Annotated in this window: 13 protein-coding genes; 8 read left to right on the top strand and 5 right to left on the bottom strand. The window is 63.9% G+C overall.

Features of this window, described 5'->3' with window-relative positions; all coding sequences use genetic code 11:
* Positions 1-28 precede the first annotated feature (28 nt).
* Together M1L53_RS21715 and M1L53_RS21710 are read right to left on the bottom strand one after the other, a co-directional pair.
* Entirely contained in the window at positions 29-2,356 is a 2,328-nt protein-coding gene (locus tag M1L53_RS21715; protein ID WP_054188684.1) for a bifunctional diguanylate cyclase/phosphodiesterase, read from the bottom strand.
* A 138-nt stretch (positions 2,357-2,494) separates the two neighbouring features.
* Positions 2,495-4,051, bottom strand: a complete 1,557-nt coding sequence (locus tag M1L53_RS21710) for a TM0106 family RecB-like putative nuclease (protein ID WP_054188741.1) — start codon at positions 4,049-4,051, stop codon at positions 2,495-2,497.
* 124 nt (positions 4,052-4,175) lie between these two features.
* Here M1L53_RS21710 and M1L53_RS21705 point away from each other — a divergent pair, with 124 nt between their 5' ends.
* From M1L53_RS21705 to cysC, 8 genes are all read left to right on the top strand, one after another.
* Positions 4,176-4,829 carry a DUF6474 family protein gene (locus tag M1L53_RS21705; RefSeq protein WP_003944178.1) on the top strand — a complete coding sequence of 218 codons (654 nt, stop codon included), beginning with the start codon at positions 4,176-4,178 and terminating at the stop codon, positions 4,827-4,829.
* A gap of 14 nt (positions 4,830-4,843) precedes the next feature.
* Entirely contained in the window at positions 4,844-5,359 is a 516-nt protein-coding gene (locus M1L53_RS21700; RefSeq protein ID WP_003944165.1) for a hypothetical protein, read from the top strand.
* A 49-nt stretch (positions 5,360-5,408) separates the two neighbouring features.
* Positions 5,409-6,071, top strand: a complete 663-nt coding sequence (locus M1L53_RS21695) for a YcnI family protein (protein WP_054188685.1) — start codon at positions 5,409-5,411, stop codon at positions 6,069-6,071.
* Positions 6,071-6,589: a copper resistance CopC family protein gene (locus M1L53_RS21690; protein WP_003944137.1), complete on the top strand. Its 519-nt coding sequence runs from the start codon at positions 6,071-6,073 to the stop codon at positions 6,587-6,589. The genes M1L53_RS21695 and M1L53_RS21690 overlap by 1 nt, the downstream gene beginning before the upstream one ends.
* A gap of 4 nt (positions 6,590-6,593) precedes the next feature.
* Positions 6,594-7,535 (top strand): copper resistance D family protein, encoded by a 942-nt coding sequence (locus M1L53_RS21685; RefSeq protein WP_003944164.1) that lies wholly within the window; start codon positions 6,594-6,596, stop codon positions 7,533-7,535.
* A 122-nt stretch (positions 7,536-7,657) separates the two neighbouring features.
* The gene (locus M1L53_RS21680; RefSeq protein WP_007735934.1) at positions 7,658-8,467 is read left to right on the top strand and encodes a trehalose 2-sulfotransferase; all 810 of its coding nucleotides are present in this window, start codon (positions 7,658-7,660) and stop codon (positions 8,465-8,467) included.
* The gene (gene cysD, locus M1L53_RS21675) at positions 8,464-9,378 is read left to right on the top strand and encodes a sulfate adenylyltransferase subunit CysD (RefSeq protein WP_054188686.1); all 915 of its coding nucleotides are present in this window, start codon (positions 8,464-8,466) and stop codon (positions 9,376-9,378) included. Before M1L53_RS21680 ends, cysD begins: the two co-directional genes overlap by 4 nt.
* Positions 9,378-11,258, top strand: coding sequence for an adenylyl-sulfate kinase (cysC, locus tag M1L53_RS21670; protein WP_054188687.1), 1,881 nt, complete (start codon positions 9,378-9,380; stop codon positions 11,256-11,258). Before cysD ends, cysC begins: the two co-directional genes overlap by 1 nt.
* Here the strand turns inward: cysC and M1L53_RS21665 are convergent.
* Genes M1L53_RS21665 through M1L53_RS21655 form a run of 3 tightly spaced genes read right to left on the bottom strand, consistent with a single transcriptional unit; the run spans position 11,255 to position 17,573 of the window.
* On the bottom strand, positions 11,255-12,625 hold the full coding sequence (locus tag M1L53_RS21665; protein ID WP_003944134.1) for a sulfatase: 1,371 nt from the start codon (positions 12,623-12,625) through the stop codon (positions 11,255-11,257). The genes cysC and M1L53_RS21665 overlap by 4 nt on opposite strands.
* Positions 12,626-12,681: 56 nt before the next feature.
* The gene (locus tag M1L53_RS21660) at positions 12,682-15,879 is read right to left on the bottom strand and encodes a carboxyl transferase domain-containing protein (RefSeq protein WP_054188688.1); all 3,198 of its coding nucleotides are present in this window, start codon (positions 15,877-15,879) and stop codon (positions 12,682-12,684) included.
* A complete protein-coding gene (locus tag M1L53_RS21655; protein WP_054188689.1) occupies positions 15,876-17,573 on the bottom strand; it encodes an AMP-binding protein in 1,698 nt (565 codons plus the stop codon). The genes M1L53_RS21660 and M1L53_RS21655 overlap by 4 nt, the downstream gene beginning before the upstream one ends.
* Positions 17,574-17,593: the final 20 nt, after the last annotated feature.

Genomic DNA, 17,593 nt, shown 5'->3' with positions numbered 1-17,593 from the left:
GCCCGCGGTTAATAAAGGCGCACAGTTGTCAGAACGAATGAAAATACCCACCGTTGGAGTGGGCAGTTGCGCTGAGGTACTCGGCTACTTCCTTCGCCGGCATCGGTCGGCTGATGTAGTAACCCTGAACCAATTCGCAACCGGCGGTAAGCAAGAGCCTCAGCTGGTCGGCCGTCTCCACGCCTTCCGCCAATGACTGCATACCGAGCGCCTTCGCCACCTCGACCACCGAAGTGACAACTGCCGAATCACCCTCGCTCAGTTCGGTGATGAACGACCGGTCGATCTTGAGGATGTCCAACGGCAGTTTCTTCAAACTCTCGAAAGACGAATAGCCGGTTCCGAAGTCGTCCAGGGCAATCGCAATTCCGGTGGCACGCAGGCGATCCAACTCGGCGACGGCAAGCTCCTCCACTGCTCCCGTCTCTGTGATTTCCAGCTGAAGCCGTTTGCCGGACAGACCGCTTGCCTCCAGCGCATCGTTCACGGCCGATCCGAAGCCGGACGACATCAGTTGCACCGGAGAGACGTTCACCGTCACGTAAGTGTCGTCGGGCCACGTCGCGGCTTCGGCGCACGCCATGTTCAGTACCTGAAGCCCCAGAGGGACTATCAGGCCGGTCCCCTCCGCGACATCGATGAAAATGTGCGGTGCAAGCACGCCCCGCACCGGGTGATTCCAGCGAAGCAGTGCCTCGAAACCCTCGACGCGGCCGGTGTCCGCACGAACCTGCGGTTGGTAGTACAGCTCGAACTGCCGAGACTCGATCGCAAGCCCAAGTTCTTGCAGGGCCGATGCTCGCTCCCTGGCCCGCGCCCGCAGCACCGGCGAGTATCTTCCTACCCGGTTCTTGCCGGCGGATTTTGCCGCATACAGCGCCAGGTCGGCGGACATGACAAGCGTGTCCGCATCTTCGGAATCTGCGGGTGCGCCGGCATAGCCGATCGATGCACGAACCTCGATGCGATTCCCCCGCACGTAAAACGGCTCACGCAATGCATCCAGATAGCGAGCGAACACCTCTCCGCCGTCCCCTGTTCCCCGCAAGACGACGCCGAATTCGTCACCACCGATTCGCGCGCACATGGCGCCGTCGACCACCCGATTGAGCCGTGCAGCAACGGAAATCAACAATTTGTCACCGACAGGGTGCCCTAACGTGTCGTTCACCGACTTGAAATTGTCCAGGTCGAGGATTCCGACAAGGACTTCCTCGCCGGTTCGGACGGTGCCGAGCGCGTCGGACAGCTCCGAGCCGAACGTCCGGCGATTCGGGAGCCCGGTCAGTCCGTCGGTTGCAGCAAGCCACAGAATTCGCCGCTCGTAGTTGTACTTCTCGGTGATGTCCGAGCCCACGCCTCGCCAACCCACGAACTCCGTGGCCTCGGATAGCCTGGGATGACCCGACAGAGACCACCATCGGTCGACGCCGTCGACACGAACGGGAATGACGACCTCTCGAAACGGCATGAGGCGGTCGAGGTGATCTCCGATGACCTGGACCGCGGCTCGGCCACTCTTCGTCGAACCCACGTCGAGCCGATCCAACAATCCGCGCAGCGACAGGGTTCGCAGTTCGGAGACGGGAACTCCCGAGATCTGCGACAGCCGAGCGGAGGTGTGCGACAACGTCCCGGTGGTGTCGACTTCCCACAGCCAGTCGCGTGACCCACCCTCGAAATCGTCGAGAAGCAAACTGACCGTCTGGCGCTCGGCAGCAGCCTCGAACTCGGCGAGACAACGACTTCGGAACGACGCCCAGAGGTACACGACGCCGATAATCAGTGTCACCGAGTAAACGACCAACTGGAACGAGAGGACAGCGTATTCCGTAGTTCTCTTGGGCAGGATAACGACGAGCAATCCGATGCTGTGCACCAGAATCCACGCTACCGCTATCGACCGAACCGTCGACAATGCTACGGCGCCGGCGCCCATGACTCCGGCGAATGTCGCTAGAAGCACAAGCTTTCGCGAGTTGTCCGTCACGGGAAGCATCGCGGCGGCGAGAACGACAAGCAGAAGCCCGAGCAGGATCACCTCGAGCATGAGCGCCCAGTAGTCGTACCTCGTCGTATGTTTGGGCGTGTACCGGCCCTTCAGGACGACTCGCGGTATCCAGACGCGCACCGAATTGAGGACGACCAAGAAGGCCGCAGAACCCCAGATCACCCGAAACTCGTTGTGACCGGGGGGTACGACATACACAAGCAAAGCGCACACGCTGAGTACATTGACCATGTTGGCCAGTGGCGCGACCGTCGTCACCTGCAGTATCTGGCGTGCGAAGAGGTCGCGCCGCTCGACGTCAGACAGTTCGGCGTCGCTCGCACTCGAAGTCAGCCTGCTCAGCATGCAACACCCTCCATCGTGGAGCCGACCAGATGAAGGTAGCGCGGATGCGGGTTCCGGACACACGATGACGAGAAACTACGAGTTGAAACATACTGTTCAATAGGATGTTTCAGACAATCGCGACAGAACGGATCAGCGCTACAACTCGGAAGCCAGCGGAATTTCCTTCTCCGCGCGGTCCGTCATCCACTCACGGAGGACCTTGGTGGCAATGACGTCGTCCTCGTTGTACTGCAGGATGCGTGTCCGCTGCGTCTCGTCCGGCTCACCGTCGTAGCCGACCGCCTCGCGGTACCACGCCATCGACGCTTCACCCCCGGCCTCGGCGTCACGCCAGTTGAAGCCGGCGACGGGCGCAATCTTCTTGAGCCCCTTGCCGTTCGGGCAGATGAACTGATCACTCACTGCTTGATAAATGTCGACCCACTGCGGACTGTCGATGAACTCGCGGATCTCGTCCTTACTCGGAATCCCGGGTTCACCGGCAAACCTGCGCGCCGAGTCCAACAACCACTTGTCCTCGGCTGAACGCGAATAACAGTATGCGGCAAAGGTTTTACCCGAAGCAGCGGCCGCGGCACGCTCCGCCATCAGCCAGCCCCAGAACTCTGCGAACGACCGCGCCTCGTCACGCGTCGGCAGCGGATCCCACGTCGCAAATCCTCGATACATCGAGAAGCCGCCGACATTGAGCAACGTCCCCCACAGGTACGCGCCGTGCTCCTGATAGCTCTCCATGTCGACGTCGATCTCGATGTCCGCCCGAGTCACCGAGATCTTCTCGAACCGCCGCACCAACGGAGCATCTGCCAACCACGCCTTGGCGATCACGACTGCGTCGTCGAAATTTCCGTGCGGCCAATCCTCGAGCGGCTCACCGTCCCAGGCGGCCAGCTGATCGATCGTGTTGCAGCCCACGTCGCGCAGAAGCTCGGCCCGCGATCCGACAGCGACGAGGCTGACGTCGCGGTTGCGAACCAACTCCTGCTTGCATTCGGTCCACCACGGGCACGACTTGCACTCGCTCACCTGTGACGGAGACGTCAGCACCTCACCGCGGGCCACAGCGATACGGTCGGCGAAACGCTCGTCGTAATCGTCGAGAACGGCACTGAGGTCGTGAACGAGGATGCAGTCTCCGTTGTATCCGATCGCGCCTGCCGTCAGCGACGGGCTCGCCAGCCCACGACGCTCGAGCATCCGATAGACCTGCGCGACGCGCATCTGATCGCGGACCTGACTGCGGACCTTGCGTTTGGGATCGGCCGCGGGCTCCCATTCGAAGAGCCCCGAGGTGATCGCGCCCTGGCCGGGATCGGTCACCTTGTGATTGACGACAATGACGGGGATGTACCCGCCGCCCTCGTCGTCACGGATGAGCATTTCGCAGCGACCCTTGCGTCCGGTGTCGCGCTCGACCGGCAAGACCGCGCCCCAGATCCGGTCCGCGCCGGCCTCACAGGCAGCCAAGGTGTCGCGAGCCTGAGCCGACGCCGATTGATCAGGGTTGATCTTCACCCAACGCTCGGGAGCAGCGCCGATCACGAGTTCGGCGATCTCCGCGCGCTTCGCGATCGCGGCATCCTGGCGCTGCTTGACGCCGGTGTCGACGGGTTCCGAAGCCGATTTCCCGGGAAACAACCCGTCCAGACGCACCCGATGACGGCATCGGGTCAACGCCCCCGAATCGATGATCGGGAGCTGGGGCGCGGGGTTGTTAACGGAACACACGATGACGAAGATTATGTGCTCCCCTAGGCTGAAGCCGAAGCGCAGGTACCTGGCAACACACAAACACCTGGAAACGGGGTCCTTTTCGATGGGGTTGTTCAAGAAGCGAAAGTCTCGTGCCACCCGCAAGGCGGAGGCAAAGGCTCTCAAGCACAAGGCTGAGGTCGAGGCGAAGCTCAACGCCAAGAGCCAGCGTAAGCGCGACAAGGTCGAGACCAAGTCGCTCAAGAAGCTGGAGAAAGCCGAGATCGAGTCACAGCACAAGATCGAAAAGGCGCAGATCGCGACCCTGAAGGCGCAGGAGAAGGCCGCTGCGAATCAGGGCCTGACCGTCGCCAAGGTGCGTAAGTACCTGGGAGTGGCACGTCTGCTTGCCCCCGTTCTCCTGCCGATCGCTTACCGCGCAGCCACGGCGGTGCGCGCCCAGCTCGACACCACGCGTGCACAGAAGATGGGCATCGCCGTCGACCAGCTCGGTGACTACACCGGTCACGGCGCGAAGTTGAGCGCTCGTATCGCCGGCGCCGAGAGCTCGGTCACCGAGATCCTCAGCCGCAAGCCCGACGACGCGGAGACGCAGCGTTTCGCCGCCGCCATCCGTGAGCGCCTCGGCGACCTCAGCACGGCAGTTCGCGCTGCCGAGCAGATGCCGCAGGCTCGCCGTAAAGCAGCTCACCAGGCGATTTCTTCCGAACTCGACGGCGTCGAAGCAGATCTGCTCGCACGTCTCGGCGTGCGCTAGACCTGAGAACTCCAGTGAGAGCAGCCGAGCAGACCGCGACCCTCCGGGGGACAGCTGTCGGTTCCGCTTCGGCTGCTCTCGCTGTCGCCGCGCACGGGATCGGCGGAGGCGAGCTGCCACAGTCGTCGTCGCTGACCCTGTTGCTCGCCGTCTGCGCAACCGTCGGCGCCGTGACGGCCACCCTTCCCGCCCTCTCACGGGGGCCCGCTGCCTTGATCGTTGCTCTGGGTCTGGGTCAGTTGGCCGCGCACACCACCATGACGCTCTCCGAGCACGCTCATTCGCCCGCTCCGGGGTTGGTGATGCTCGGTGCTCACGCCGGTGCCACCGTCGCTTGTGCGGTGGCGGTCCTGGCCGCCGAGCGCCTCTACCGCGTTGTCACCCACGCTCTCCACGTCGTCCTGGCGTCTCTGGCTCCCGCCGCTGTCACTTCCCGCGGCCACACCGTCTCGACCGGAATCCATCACGGACCTGTCGACGCTCTACTTCGCGCCAGCATCTCGCGGCGCGGTCCTCCTGCCCTGGTCTGAAGATTCGTAGAATGCCCCCCTTCACCAGACCAAGAGGACACTTCCCGACATGAAGAACACCCTGATTTCGCGCGCGGTTGTCACGACCGTCGCTACCGGCAGCGCCGTGCTGCTGGCCGCCGGAATTGCTTCAGCACACGTCAGCGTCGTCGCACCAGGAGCTGCGCAGGGCGGATACTCCGTTCTCACGTTCCGCGTGCCCACCGAATCCGACACCGCTTCGACCACCAAGCTGACGGTCGCACTCCCCGACCTCAAGTCGGCACGCACCGAACCGATGCCCGGCTGGACCGCAGTCGTGGAGAAGGACCCCACCTCGTTGGTCGCCAAGTCCGTGACGTGGACCGCCGACCCCGGCGTCGGAATCGCCCCCGGCCAGTTCCAGCAGTTCGTCCTTTCTGCCGGCCCGCTGCCGGAGCAGGACGAGGTCGAGTTCAAGGCCGTCCAGACGTACAGCGACGGCAACGTCGTCAACTGGGATCAGGAAGAGCTTGCCGACGGCAGCGAGCCGGACAAGCCCGCCCCGACGCTGACTCTCGCCGCGTCCACCGGCGATGCCCACGGAGCGCCTGCTGCCGAGACGTCCGCCGCATCCGAAGCCGCTGACTCTTCGTCGGACAACACCGCCCGCTGGCTCGGCGGCGTCGGCCTGGTGCTCGGCGCGTTGGGCGCTGCACTCGGCCTCGGCGCACTGGTCAGGAGCAAGCGCTGATGAGTACCCGGATCAAGGTCATCGCCGTCGGCATGCTCGCGATGCTGGCCACGATGCTCGGAATGGGCACGGCCAGTGCACACTCCGCGGTCGTCGGCTCCAACCCGGAAAACGGTGCGTCCATTCAGGTTGCGCCTGACACGGTTTCGGTCACGTTCAACGAGGCTCTGCAGGCACAGTTCGCGGCGCTGACGGTCACCGGCCCGGACGGCAACCTCTGGACCAAGAGCGATCCGTCCGTCGAAGGACCCACTGTCAGTGCAGACCTCGGCGATCTCGGGCCGACCGGCGTCTACACCATCGCGTACCGCGTCACCTCCGCTGACGGTCACCCCGTCAACGGAACCCTGACGTTCACCCTCACCGAGGCGGGGTCGGGCACTCCCGGCGCTGCCGCCGCGTCGAGTACGGGTGAGTCGGAGTCCGGCAGCATGCCGGTGTGGATCTTCATCGTCGCCGGCGTCGTCGTGTTCGGCGGTGCGCTGTTCTTCGTGCTCCGTAAGCCGAAGTCGAGCTGATCGCGTGACGGGTACGGCAAACAGGTGGTGGTTGCTGTTTGCCGTACCCACAGCTCTGCTGGGAGTCCTGATCGCCTGGGGCCTCGCCAGCCCGTCGGGACCCGAATCGTCGAGCACGGTCCGCGTTCTCGCGATCGGATGTGGTTCGTTGACCCTCGGCATCGCGACGCTCGCCTGGATGGGCCGCAGTGAACGCCGCCCGGCGACAACCCCCGCCGTCATGTGGACTCAGCTCACCGCGGTGGCAGCAGTGTGGCTCGTCGCCGAGATCACGCTCCTCGTGCTCAATGCCGCAGCGGCCGACGGCGCCCCGGTCACCTCGCTGACCATCGGGCACTTCGGCGCATTCGTCTCCGAGGTCAACGTCGGCCGCGTCGGCGTCGCGATCATCGCGTGCGCGTTTGCCGTCGTCTGTTACGGCATCTACGGATTCACCAATCCCGAGACGGTGCCCGTCGCACCGGCATTGGTCGTCTCCGCGTTGGCGCTCGCTGCCCGCCCGATCACCGGGCACATGGCGCAGCAGAGCTTCGGATCGATCCTCGACGCCGTTCACGTCCTCGCTGCGGCCTTGTGGTTCGGCGTGCTCGCCGCACTCGCGCTTGCCGTACCGTCGCGCGGTGCCTGGGCGATCTGGTTGCCCAAGTACTCCGCTCTCGCCTGGCGATGCGTCCTCGCGCTGGTCGTCACCGGTATCGTCAACGCCGTCGTGCGACTCGACTCACTCTCCGCCTTCTACGACACCGCATACGGTCGGGTGATCCTCGCCAAGATCGTGGCGATCGGACTGCTCGTCGCCCTGGGATGGTGGTGGCGCCGGACATGGGTGGTCGCGAGCGCTGCACACCGCATGAGTTCGGACGGATCTCTGCGTCGCGCCATCGGTGAAGTTGTCTTCATGGCCATCGCATTCGGGCTTGCCGCGGCCCTTGCGACAACTGCGTAAGACGTGCCTCAGCGCGACATTTCGTGACCCGCACATTTAACGTTTCACGTCGAGATTTAACCTCTACGTGAGTTTATTCTCCCAGCTTGCGGCGGTTTCCGGCCCCCCTTAGCGTTGCTCGCATGACGGAGGCCCAACGCTCGTTTCTCGTCTGCGCTTCGCAGCGCAGCGGCAGTACTTTGCTGGTCGAATCCCTGCGAGCAACCGGGGTCGCGGGTGAGCCGGAAGAGTTCTTCCAGTACCTCCCCGAGACCTCGCGATCGCCGCAACCGAGGCAGTGGTTCGAAGACGTCACGGACGAGTCCGTCCTGGGTCTGCTCGCCCCGTTCCACCCGGGCACGCCGGACACTCGCACCTCCGAACAGTGGCGCACACAACTTCTCGAACTCGGCCGAACCCCCAACGGAGTCTGGGGTGGCAAGCTGATGTGGAACCAGACGCCGCTCCTACTCGATCGCGCGGCCGGATTGCCCTGGCGCAGTGGGACGGACCTACGTTCCGCACTCCACGACACCCTCGATCACGACCTGCAGTTCATCCACGTCTATCGAGAAGATGTCGTCGCTCAAGCTGTGTCGATGTGGCGCGCCGTGCAGACACAGGTTTGGCGCGACGACGCGACTCCACCGAATCTCTCGGACGGTGCGCAGTACAACGCAGTCGGAATCGCGCACCTGGTGACGATTCTCGGTGAGCAGGAACGCCAATGGAAGCGCTGGTTCGAGGAAGAGGACATCTCTCCCATCGAAGTCGGGTTCCGCGATCTCACCGAAGACCCGCAGTCCGTGGTCGCAAAAACCCTCATCTCCCTCGGCCTCGACGGACAACTGGCCCCGCCACCGCCGCTGCGTCGTCAGAGCGACGGACGATCCCGCGAATGGGTGCAGCGTTATCGCATCGACGCCGAACAGAACGGATATCCCGTCACATGAGCACCGTCACCGATGTCGTCGACGAACTCCGAGTTCTCGAATCCGAAGCGGTTCACATCATTCGAGAGGTGGTGGCAGAACTCGAGAGACCGGTACTGCTCTTCTCGGCCGGCAAGGACTCGATAGTCCTGCTTCGTCTGGCCGAGAAGGCGTTCCGGCCCTCCCCACTCCCTTTCCCGGTCCTGCACGTCGACACCGGTCACAATTTCGAGGAGGTCATCGAATTTCGCGACCGTCGAATCAAGGAGGGCGGGCACACACTTCTGGTTGCTTCCGTTCAGGATTCGATCGACCAGGGCAGAGTGCAGGAGTCGACCGAGACCAGCGGATCGCGAAACCGCCTGCAGACCAGAACCCTGCTCGACGCTCTCGAAGCTGGAAGGTTCGACGCCGCGTTCGGCGGCGCCCGCCGGGACGAGGAACGTGCGCGCGCCAAGGAAAGAGTCCTCAGCTTCCGTGACGAGTTCGGCCAGTGGGACCCGCGAGCGCAACGGGCCGAACCGTGGTCGCTCTACAACGGTCGGATCAGACGCGGCGAGTCCGTTCGTGTCTTTCCGCTGAGCAACTGGACCGAGCTCGACATCTGGCGCTACATAGCCCAGGAGGAACTGGAACTGCCGTCCATCTATTTCGCGCACCAGCGGAGGGCATTCGAGCGCGACGGAATGCTCCTCGCTGCTTCCGAATTCAGCACCGACGCCGAGAACGCCGCGGCAACGACCGAGTGGGTGCGATATCGAACCGTCGGCGATCTGACCATCACCGGCGCCGTTCGATCGCACGCCACCACTATCGACGACGTCGTCACCGAAATCTCGGCCGCGACGGTTTCCGAACGAGGCGAGACTCGCGCAGACGACCGAACGTCGGTCGCCGCGATGGAAGACCGAAAGCGTGAGGGCTACTTCTGATGACGACCACCATCACTCGCCAACTCCTGCGGCTGGCAACGGCGGGTAGCGTCGACGACGGCAAGAGCACGCTGATCGGACGACTGTTGCATGACACCGACAGTCTGCCAACCGATCACCTCGATTCCGTGACCGACGAGCACGGTGTCGCCGACCTGGCTGCACTCTCCGACGGACTACGTGCCGAGCGTGAACAGGGCATCACGATCGACGTCGCGTACCGATTCTTCTCCACCCCGACAAGAAGTTACGTACTCGCCGACACCCCGGGGCACGAACGCTACACGCGCAACATGTTCACCGGAGCATCCAACGCTCACGTAGCGGTCCTGCTGGTCGACGCGAGGACCGGCGTGTTGCGTCAGACGCGTCGGCACGCCAGAATCGCCGCACTGCTCGGTGTTCCGAACCTTGTAGCCGTGGTGAACAAGATCGATCTGGTGGACTTCGACGAAGCGAGATTCGCTCAGGTGCAGGAAGAATTGCGGGCCTTGGCACGGCAAGTCGGACGCGAGAACGTACTCGCCATACCGGTCTCCGCGAAAGCCGGCGACAATGTCGTGACGCGGTCCGAGAACACCGCGTGGTACGAGGGGCCGACGCTCCTCGAGTACCTCGAAGGCGTCGAACTCCATGCGCCCGCGACGCACATCGAGGAGCTTCGGCTTCCCGTGCAATGGGTTTCGCGCCCCGATCCGCAGAATCGTCGCCGGTACACCGGCCGGATCTCGGCAGGCACACTGAGCGTCGGAGACGAGGTAGTGGTCCTGCCGTCCGGATCGAAGAGCACCGTGATCAGTCTGGACACTCTCGACGACAACCGCAGTACTGCCGTTGCACCACTGTCGGTTTCGGTGGAACTGGCCGACGACATCGACGTCGGACGTGGCGACGTTCTGGTCAGTGGCGGTGCGCAGGCTCATTTGCCGGTTCTGGCCCGAGAACTCGAAGCCACCATCTGCTGGTTGTCCAACACACCGTTGCGCGCGGGCGATCGGATAGCGCTCAAACACACGTCCCGGACCGTGCGAGCGACCGTCCAAGAACTGCACACCCGTCTCGATCCTGAAACGCTCGACGAGCAGGACAGCCCAGTCGAATTGGGACTCAACGATATCGGAACGGTCACGCTCCGAACCAGTTCCGTGGTGGTCGCCGACACCTACGACCACAATCGGGACTCCGGCGCCTTCATCCTGATCGACGAGCAGAGCAACGACACCGTCGGCGCCGGCACCATTCTCGAACCACGCGTCGTCGTTCCCGGCGAGCAGACCCGCAACGACATCAAGTGGCATCCGTCCTCACTCGAACGTCAACGGCGATGGGCGTCTACCACCCAGAGGGGCGCGACGATCTGGTTGACCGGCCTACCTGCATCCGGAAAATCCACCGTCGCAGTCGCTGTCGAACGTGTGCTCGTCGACGCGGGACGCACCGCGTATCTACTGGACGGTGACAACGTCCGCCACGGTATCTCCGACGATCTCGGGTTCTCGCCGGGAGACCGAGCCGAGAACATCCGACGCGTCGGGCATCTCACTCGACTGTTCGCCGACGCCGGCGTCGTGGCGATCGCGTCGATGGTTTCGCCGCTGCGTTCGGATCGAGCAATTGCGCGCGCTCTCAACGAAGCTGCCGGACTCACTTTCCTCGAAGTTGCCGTCACCACTCCCGTCGAAGAATGCGAACGTCGAGATCCCAAGGGCCTGTACGCTCGTGCGCGGGCGGGTGAACTGAAGGGGCTCACCGGAATCGACGCGCCTTACGAGACGCCCGAGGAGCCGGACCTGGCATTCGACACAACCGGCGCTGACATCAACGAGCTGGTCGAGCGGGTCATCGCATTGTTGGAGGAGCGCGAGACCGCTCGAACCTAAGGGTTTTCGGTGTCCGACTCGAGGTAACCGCGGTCCGCACTGTAGGCGGACCGCACGTTGGGTCGGACACCGATCTTCTCGAGGTACGCCGCCATGCGGTGCACCGCCATCGCGCTTCCCAATGCCTCGTCCGGGAGACGATCATCCGTTTCGGCGCGCCACGTGTGAAGCTGCGAGGACAATTCCGCCTGTATTGCCGAGACTTCCGGTCGATCGATCAGATTGATCTTCTCGTCCGGGTCGGCACGGAGGTCGTACAGCTCCCGGGGTGCGCGTACCGCAAGATGCTCGGTGCCGAGCGCTTTTCCGGAAAGACTGTCCTCGATGTCGAGCGGTAGATCCAGAGCCGGGCGGACGGCGTAGTTCTCGATGTAGCTGTAGTCCTTGGTGCGCACCGCACGAATGGGATCGAAGCTGTCGTGAAAGGTCTTCTCCGTGAACAGGGAAGTACGAACGGGTTCGGACGGCTCGGTTCCGCGGTCGACGAGGGCATCGGCGTGCGAGCGCCCTTCCACCTCGGTGGGGACGTCGATTCCGAGCAGATCGAGAATGGTCGGAACAAGATCCACACCACTGAACAGTGTCTCGTATTCCTTTCCGCCACTGCGATACCGCGCGGGAGGCCGAGCGATCAAGGCAATACCGGTACCCGGGGCGTAGAGCGTCGACTTGGCACGCGGGAACGCCGCGCCGTGATCAGTGAGGAAGAAGACCCAGGTGTTCTCGTCGAGCCCCTCTTCCTCGAGGGTCGCGAGCAGTTCCCCCACCGCGGCGTCGGCCACCTCTACGCTGCCGTGGAATTCGGCCAGATCCTCGCGCACCTGTGGCACGTCCGGAAGGTATCCGGGGACCTCCAGGGCTGCGGTGTCCGCCGGGGTATAGCGATCGGCGGGGTACGGGCGATGCGTTTCGAAGAATCCCGTGGTGAGCAGGAACGGCTCGGGCGGGAAGCGTCGTAGCCAGTTCTGGGCACGCGGAACCACGTAGTCGCAGAACGAGTTGGTGACGTCGTACTCGTGATAGCCCAGTCGCTTCGGATACGCAGTCTCGTGCTGCATGCCGAACAGCGAGGTGTACCAACCGTTGTCGGAGAGGATCTGCGGGAGCGTCTGCACCTCCGCGTGGTACTCCCAGCCGTGGTGCGCCAACCCGATCAGACCGTTGTTGTGCGGATACCTACCCGAGAAGAGCGATCCGCGCGAAGGCGAGCACAGCGGCGCCGTCGCGTGTGCGTCGGTGAACCGGATGCCTTCTGCCGCCAGTCGGTCGAGATGGGGGCTGTTGACCCCGGCGACACCGTAACTCGCGAGGTGTCGCCCCAGGTCGTGCCAATGAATGATCAGGACGTTATCTCGCGCAGCCGACACGTGGGCAAGGCTAGTTGCCCCGCCCACGTGCGGCAACAGCTCGAATCAGCAGGATCTCAACTGTTTCTGCCGAGTTGTCTGATCCATCCACGGGTATCGGCCGGGTCGATGACGTCGTCCAGTTCGAACGTGGTCGCCGCCATCAGCGCCTTGCCCTGTGCGTAGGCCAGTTCCACGAACTGACCGAACAGCGTTTCCCGAGCCACCGGATCTTCGACGGACTCGAGTTCCTTGCGGAAACCGAGACGCACAGCACCTTCCAGACCCATCGGCCCGATCTCGCCCGTCGGCCACGCGACCGTGAACTCGGGGGCGTGGAAGGAACCACCGGCCATTGCCATGGCGCCCAACCCGTAACCCTTGCGCAGGATGATCGTTCCGAACGGCACGGTGAGGCGAGCACCGGCAACGAAGAACCTGCCGAACCTTCGAACCGTCGCCTCCTCCTCCGAATCCGGGCCCACCATGAATCCCGGTGTGTCGCACAGCGTCACCAGAGGGATGCGGTGCGCTTCGAGCAGTTCCAGGAAATCCGAAGCCTTGTCCGAGGCTTCCGCGTCGATCGCGCCGCCGAGATGCTCGCTGCTGTTCGCCAGCACACCGTACGGAACTCCTTCGACACGAACGAGTGCGGTTACTACACCGCGTCCGTAGTCTCGACGCAGTTCCAGGACGCTGTCGACGTCCGCGATTGCGTCGATCGCTCCACGAACGTCGTACGAGCGCAGGCGATTCTCCGGCACCACATGCCGCGAGAGCCGCGGATCCGGAGCGGTCCACTCTCCGCTCGCACCCTGGAAGTAGCCGAGGTACTGCTTGGCCAGCGCCACCGCATGAGCGTCGTCGTCAGCGACCAGGTGTACGACGCCGTTGCGGCGCTGCACGTCGATGGGGCCGATGTCCTCGGGGCGAAAGTTTCCGAGCCCGCCGCCCTCGACCATGGCAGGACCACCCATCCCGATGTTGGCGTCCGGTGTCGCGATCAGGACGTCGCACGCGCCGGCCAGGGCCGCGTTGCCCGCGAAACAGCGCCCGGACACGACGGCGACCATGGGCACCCGCCCGCTCAGCGCCGCCATGGCGCGGAAGGTTCCCAGCTCGAGGCCCGCCCCGGCGCCGGCGTCGGTGTCACCGGGGCGACCGCCGCCACCTTCCGCGAACAGCACCACCGGAACTCGCTTGCGATCGGCGATCTCGAGCAGGCGGTCGGTCTTGGCGTGATTGCGCATGCCCTGGGTACCGGCGAGCACCGAGTAGTCGTACGAGATCACGACGCTCTCGCCGCCGCTGATGGTCGCCACTCCGCCGATCAACCCGTCGGCAGGCGTGTTGGCGATCAGGTCTTCCTCGCTGCGTCGACTGCGCTGCGCCGCCAGCGCGAGAGCGCCGTACTCGACCAGGCTGTCGTCGTCGACCAGGTCGTAGACGTTCTCGCGAGCAGTCCGGCGTCCCAGCTTGTGACGCTTCGCCACGGCTGCGGGCCGGGCCGGGTCCAGGGTCACCTCGTGGCGAGCGATGATTTCGGCGAGGTCGGGACGGACGTCGTCGAGGTCCACCTCGTCGACCTCGGCGAGCTTCGATCCTGCGCTTGCACTACGGACGACGAGCAACGGTTCGCCCGCGCCCACCGACCTGCCCGGTGACGACAGGACCCGGACCACTTCGAGATCACCGGGCGCCGAGAGAACATGCTGCATCTTCATCGCCTCGAGGACGGCAACCTGGCCACCCGCATGGATGCCGTCACCGACTGCCGCGAGTTCGACGACGATGCCCGCCATCTGTGCACGGACCACATCCTCGTCCGGTGCCACGTCCACAGACGAGGAGGGCGTTTGTGGGCCAACGTCGGGGACGAGGTCCGCCAATCGAGAACCCAACCAGTCGACGTCGACCAGGCCGTCGCGGAAGTCCTTGTCCGACAGTATTGCCTGCAGGAACTCGATGTTGGTCGCTACGCCGTCGATGGCGAACTCACTCAACGCGGCAATCGACTTGCGCACCGCGGCAGGGAAATCCGATCGACGCGTGTGGGTGATCACCTTTGCCAAGAGCGAATCGTAACGCGCACTCGGCGAGAGTCCGACCGTACCGAAGGTGTCCACTCGCACGCCGGGCCCGCCCGGAGGAGTGAAGTTGTCGAGCGTGCCCGACGAGGGCAACGCATTGCCGTCCGGCGTCATGGTTTCCATGTTGACGCGGGTCTGGATCGCGATTCCCGAAGCGTTTGCCACGGATCCGACTGTCTCCGAGCCCTTCTCGACAGCGATGATCCCTGTTGGCAAGTCCAAGTTCTCGAACGGAACTCCGTCCGCGATCGCGAGCTGCACGGAGACGAGGTCGACTCCGGTGACCTCCTCGGTCACCGTGTGCTCCACCTGAATTCGGGGATTGACCTCGAGGAAGACGAAGCCGCGTTCCTCGACGAGGAACTCGACCGTCGCGATGCCGCGGTAGCCGACCTCGGCGCACAGCCTCGCCGCCGCAGCGTGAAGACGATCGCGCAGGGCCCCCGACAGCCCCTGCGCGGGCGCAACCTCGATCAACTTCTGATGGCGACGTTGGACGCTGCAATCGCGGTCACCCAGAGCGAGCGCGTGGGTTCCACCTTGCCCCGGTGCCGCCACGATCTGCACTTCGATGTGCCGAGCGTGCTCACTGAGTACCTCGGCGAACAGTGCCGAACTGCCGAATCCCGACTGGGCTTCGGCCGCACACACACGGTACGCGTCGTCGAGTGCTTTCGGGTCACGCACCGCGCGCATGCCGCGGCCACCGCCGCCGCTGAGCGCCTTGATCATGATCCCGCGGGAATTGCGCTCGAAGAATTCACGCACCTCGTCGAGGTCGGCGTTCGCCGATGTCGACGGCAGGACCGGCACTCCTGAGTCGACAGCCGCGGTGCGGGCACTGGCCTTGTCGCCGAAAGTCCGGAGAACCTGGGCGTCCGGGCCGACGAAGACGATGCCCGCCTCGGTACACGCCTGCGCGAATTCGGCGTTCTCACTGAGGAACCCGTAACCCGGGTGCACGTGCGTGGCGCCTGTTTCGGCCGCGATCTTCAGCAAAGCCCCCTGATCGAGATACGCGGATGCGCCCGACGCTCCGAGCGGCACCGACTCCGTGGCCGCCGCGACGTGCGGACTGGACGCGTCGTCCTCGGCGTACACCGACACCGTCTCGATCCCGAGTTCACGGGCAGTTCGAATGATCCGCAGCGCGATTTCGCCGCGGTTCGCAATCAGCAGTCTCACTTGTCCCCCTGAGTGCGCTCGAACAGATCGCCCTTGCGCACCTTTCCTGTCGCTGTCATCGGAAGCGCCTCGAGCACTTCCACTTCGGGCACCTTGTACGTGGCCATGTTCTCCTTCGCCCACGAGACGATCTCGTCGGCCACAGTGTCGGAACCCTCGACCAGTTGGACAAACGCAAAAGCCACCTGCCCCTTGTCCGGGTCCGGTTTCGGCACCACCGCAGCCTTTTCGATCGCTGGGTGCAGCATGAGCAGCGCTTCCACCTCGGAGGGAAAGACACTCATGCCGTTGGTCTTGATCATTTCCTTGTTCCGCGCCAAATAGTGCAAACCGCCACGCTCACTGAACTTTCCGACGTCACCGGTCTGCAGCCAGCCGTCACGGATGGCGTCGGCGGTGGCCGCCTCGTTGCGGTAGTACGCGGAAAGGATGGACGGGCTGCGCACGATGATCTGCCCGTGCTCGCCGACGGGAACCGGCCTGCCGTCGTGATCGACGATCAGAACGTCGGTGCCGGGCACCGGAATTCCGCAGAACACCGGCTCGCTTTTCAGGTCGTAGTCGCCGTCCTGGAAGCCGAGGGTGATCGTGTCCGCGGTGTGGGTTTCGGTCATGCCGTAGCTCGCTTCGCGCAGAACGCCGCCTGTAGCCTCGCGCCACCGCTGGCGCGTGGCCGGATCGAGTTTGAGAACGAACGAAACTGCCATGACGTTCTGGAGTGTCGAGAGATTTCGCTCCGCGAATCCTGGCGTGTCCATCAGTTCGACGTAATTGTCGACAGTTCCGACCAGCGAGGTCACGCCGTACGCCTCGACAGCGTCGAGCGTGGTCTCCGCATCCCAACGATTCAGCAGGACCACGGTTCCGCCGTTGACGAGCGGAACCAGGATGCCGAAGTCCTCACCTGCGATCCAGAAGATCGGCAGAAACACCAGGGACACCGGCGGATTGGCACCCACCTGGTCACCGCCCGCAAGCGTCGCGGTGGCCGCGGTGTAAACCATGTGGCGCTGAGTGTGCTCACAGCCCTTGGGCATTCCCGTCGTTCCGCCCGTGTAGTTCAGGGCGGCGAGGGAATCGAGTTCGGTGGCGACAGGAGTCGCCCGCTCACTGGTGATGATCGACTGCCAGTCGCTCAGGCGCGGATCGTCGACCTCGAAGGGCAGTTCGACGGTCGGGATCGCCGTCAGCATGTCCGACACTGCAGTCTTCGCGACGTGTTCGAGTGGAGTCTGTGAGCGAACCTTCTTCACCAACTTCGAGAAGGTGTTCTGCGTCAGTAGGACCTTGACGCCGGCATCGTTGAGTTCGTGAATCAATTCATGTTCACGGAAGAGTGGATTGATCGGCACGTGAACCGCACCGACCTTGAGAATGCCGAGCATCGCGATATGGAACTGAGGGCAATTGACCAGGTGAACGCCGACGCGATCGCCGCGTTCGACTCCGAGTGACAGCAGCCATCCGGCAAAACGATCCGAAAGCTCGTCGTATTCGGAATACGTGATGACCCGGCCGTAGAAGACGATGGCAGGAGTATCCGGCCGCTCGATCGCCCAATGCCGCAAGTAATCGACAAGTCCCCCACCTTCGAGCGGATACTCGACGGCGCGGGGAATGCCGGCGGGCCAATGCGCTTGTTGCAGCGCAGAGATCTCCGCCAGAGCCGCTTCGAGCACGTCTTGTTCTGCCACCGATCACTCCATTCGTAAAA

The organism is Rhodococcus sp. T9N, assembly GCF_024436645.1.
Lineage (GTDB): Bacteria > Actinomycetota > Actinomycetes > Mycobacteriales > Mycobacteriaceae > Rhodococcus_F > Rhodococcus_F qingshengii.
Note: the sequence above shows the minus strand (reverse complement) of the source record. Positions and strands in the feature narration are given on the sequence as shown.

What these genes read in the sequence shown, in the direction of transcription:
- M1L53_RS21715 (WP_054188684.1), bottom strand. Translation starts at nt 2,356, where the DNA reads ATGCTGAGCAGGCTGACTTCGAGTGCGAGCGACGCCGAACTGTCTGAC.
- M1L53_RS21705 (WP_003944178.1), top strand. Translation starts at nt 4,176, where the DNA reads ATGGGGTTGTTCAAGAAGCGAAAGTCTCGTGCCACCCGCAAGGCGGAG.
- M1L53_RS21695 (WP_054188685.1), top strand. Translation starts at nt 5,409, where the DNA reads ATGAAGAACACCCTGATTTCGCGCGCGGTTGTCACGACCGTCGCTACC.
- M1L53_RS21690 (WP_003944137.1), top strand. Translation starts at nt 6,071, where the DNA reads ATGAGTACCCGGATCAAGGTCATCGCCGTCGGCATGCTCGCGATGCTG.
- M1L53_RS21680 (WP_007735934.1), top strand. Translation starts at nt 7,658, where the DNA reads ATGACGGAGGCCCAACGCTCGTTTCTCGTCTGCGCTTCGCAGCGCAGC.
- cysD (WP_054188686.1), top strand. Translation starts at nt 8,464, where the DNA reads ATGAGCACCGTCACCGATGTCGTCGACGAACTCCGAGTTCTCGAATCC.
- cysC (WP_054188687.1), top strand. Translation starts at nt 9,378, where the DNA reads ATGACGACCACCATCACTCGCCAACTCCTGCGGCTGGCAACGGCGGGT.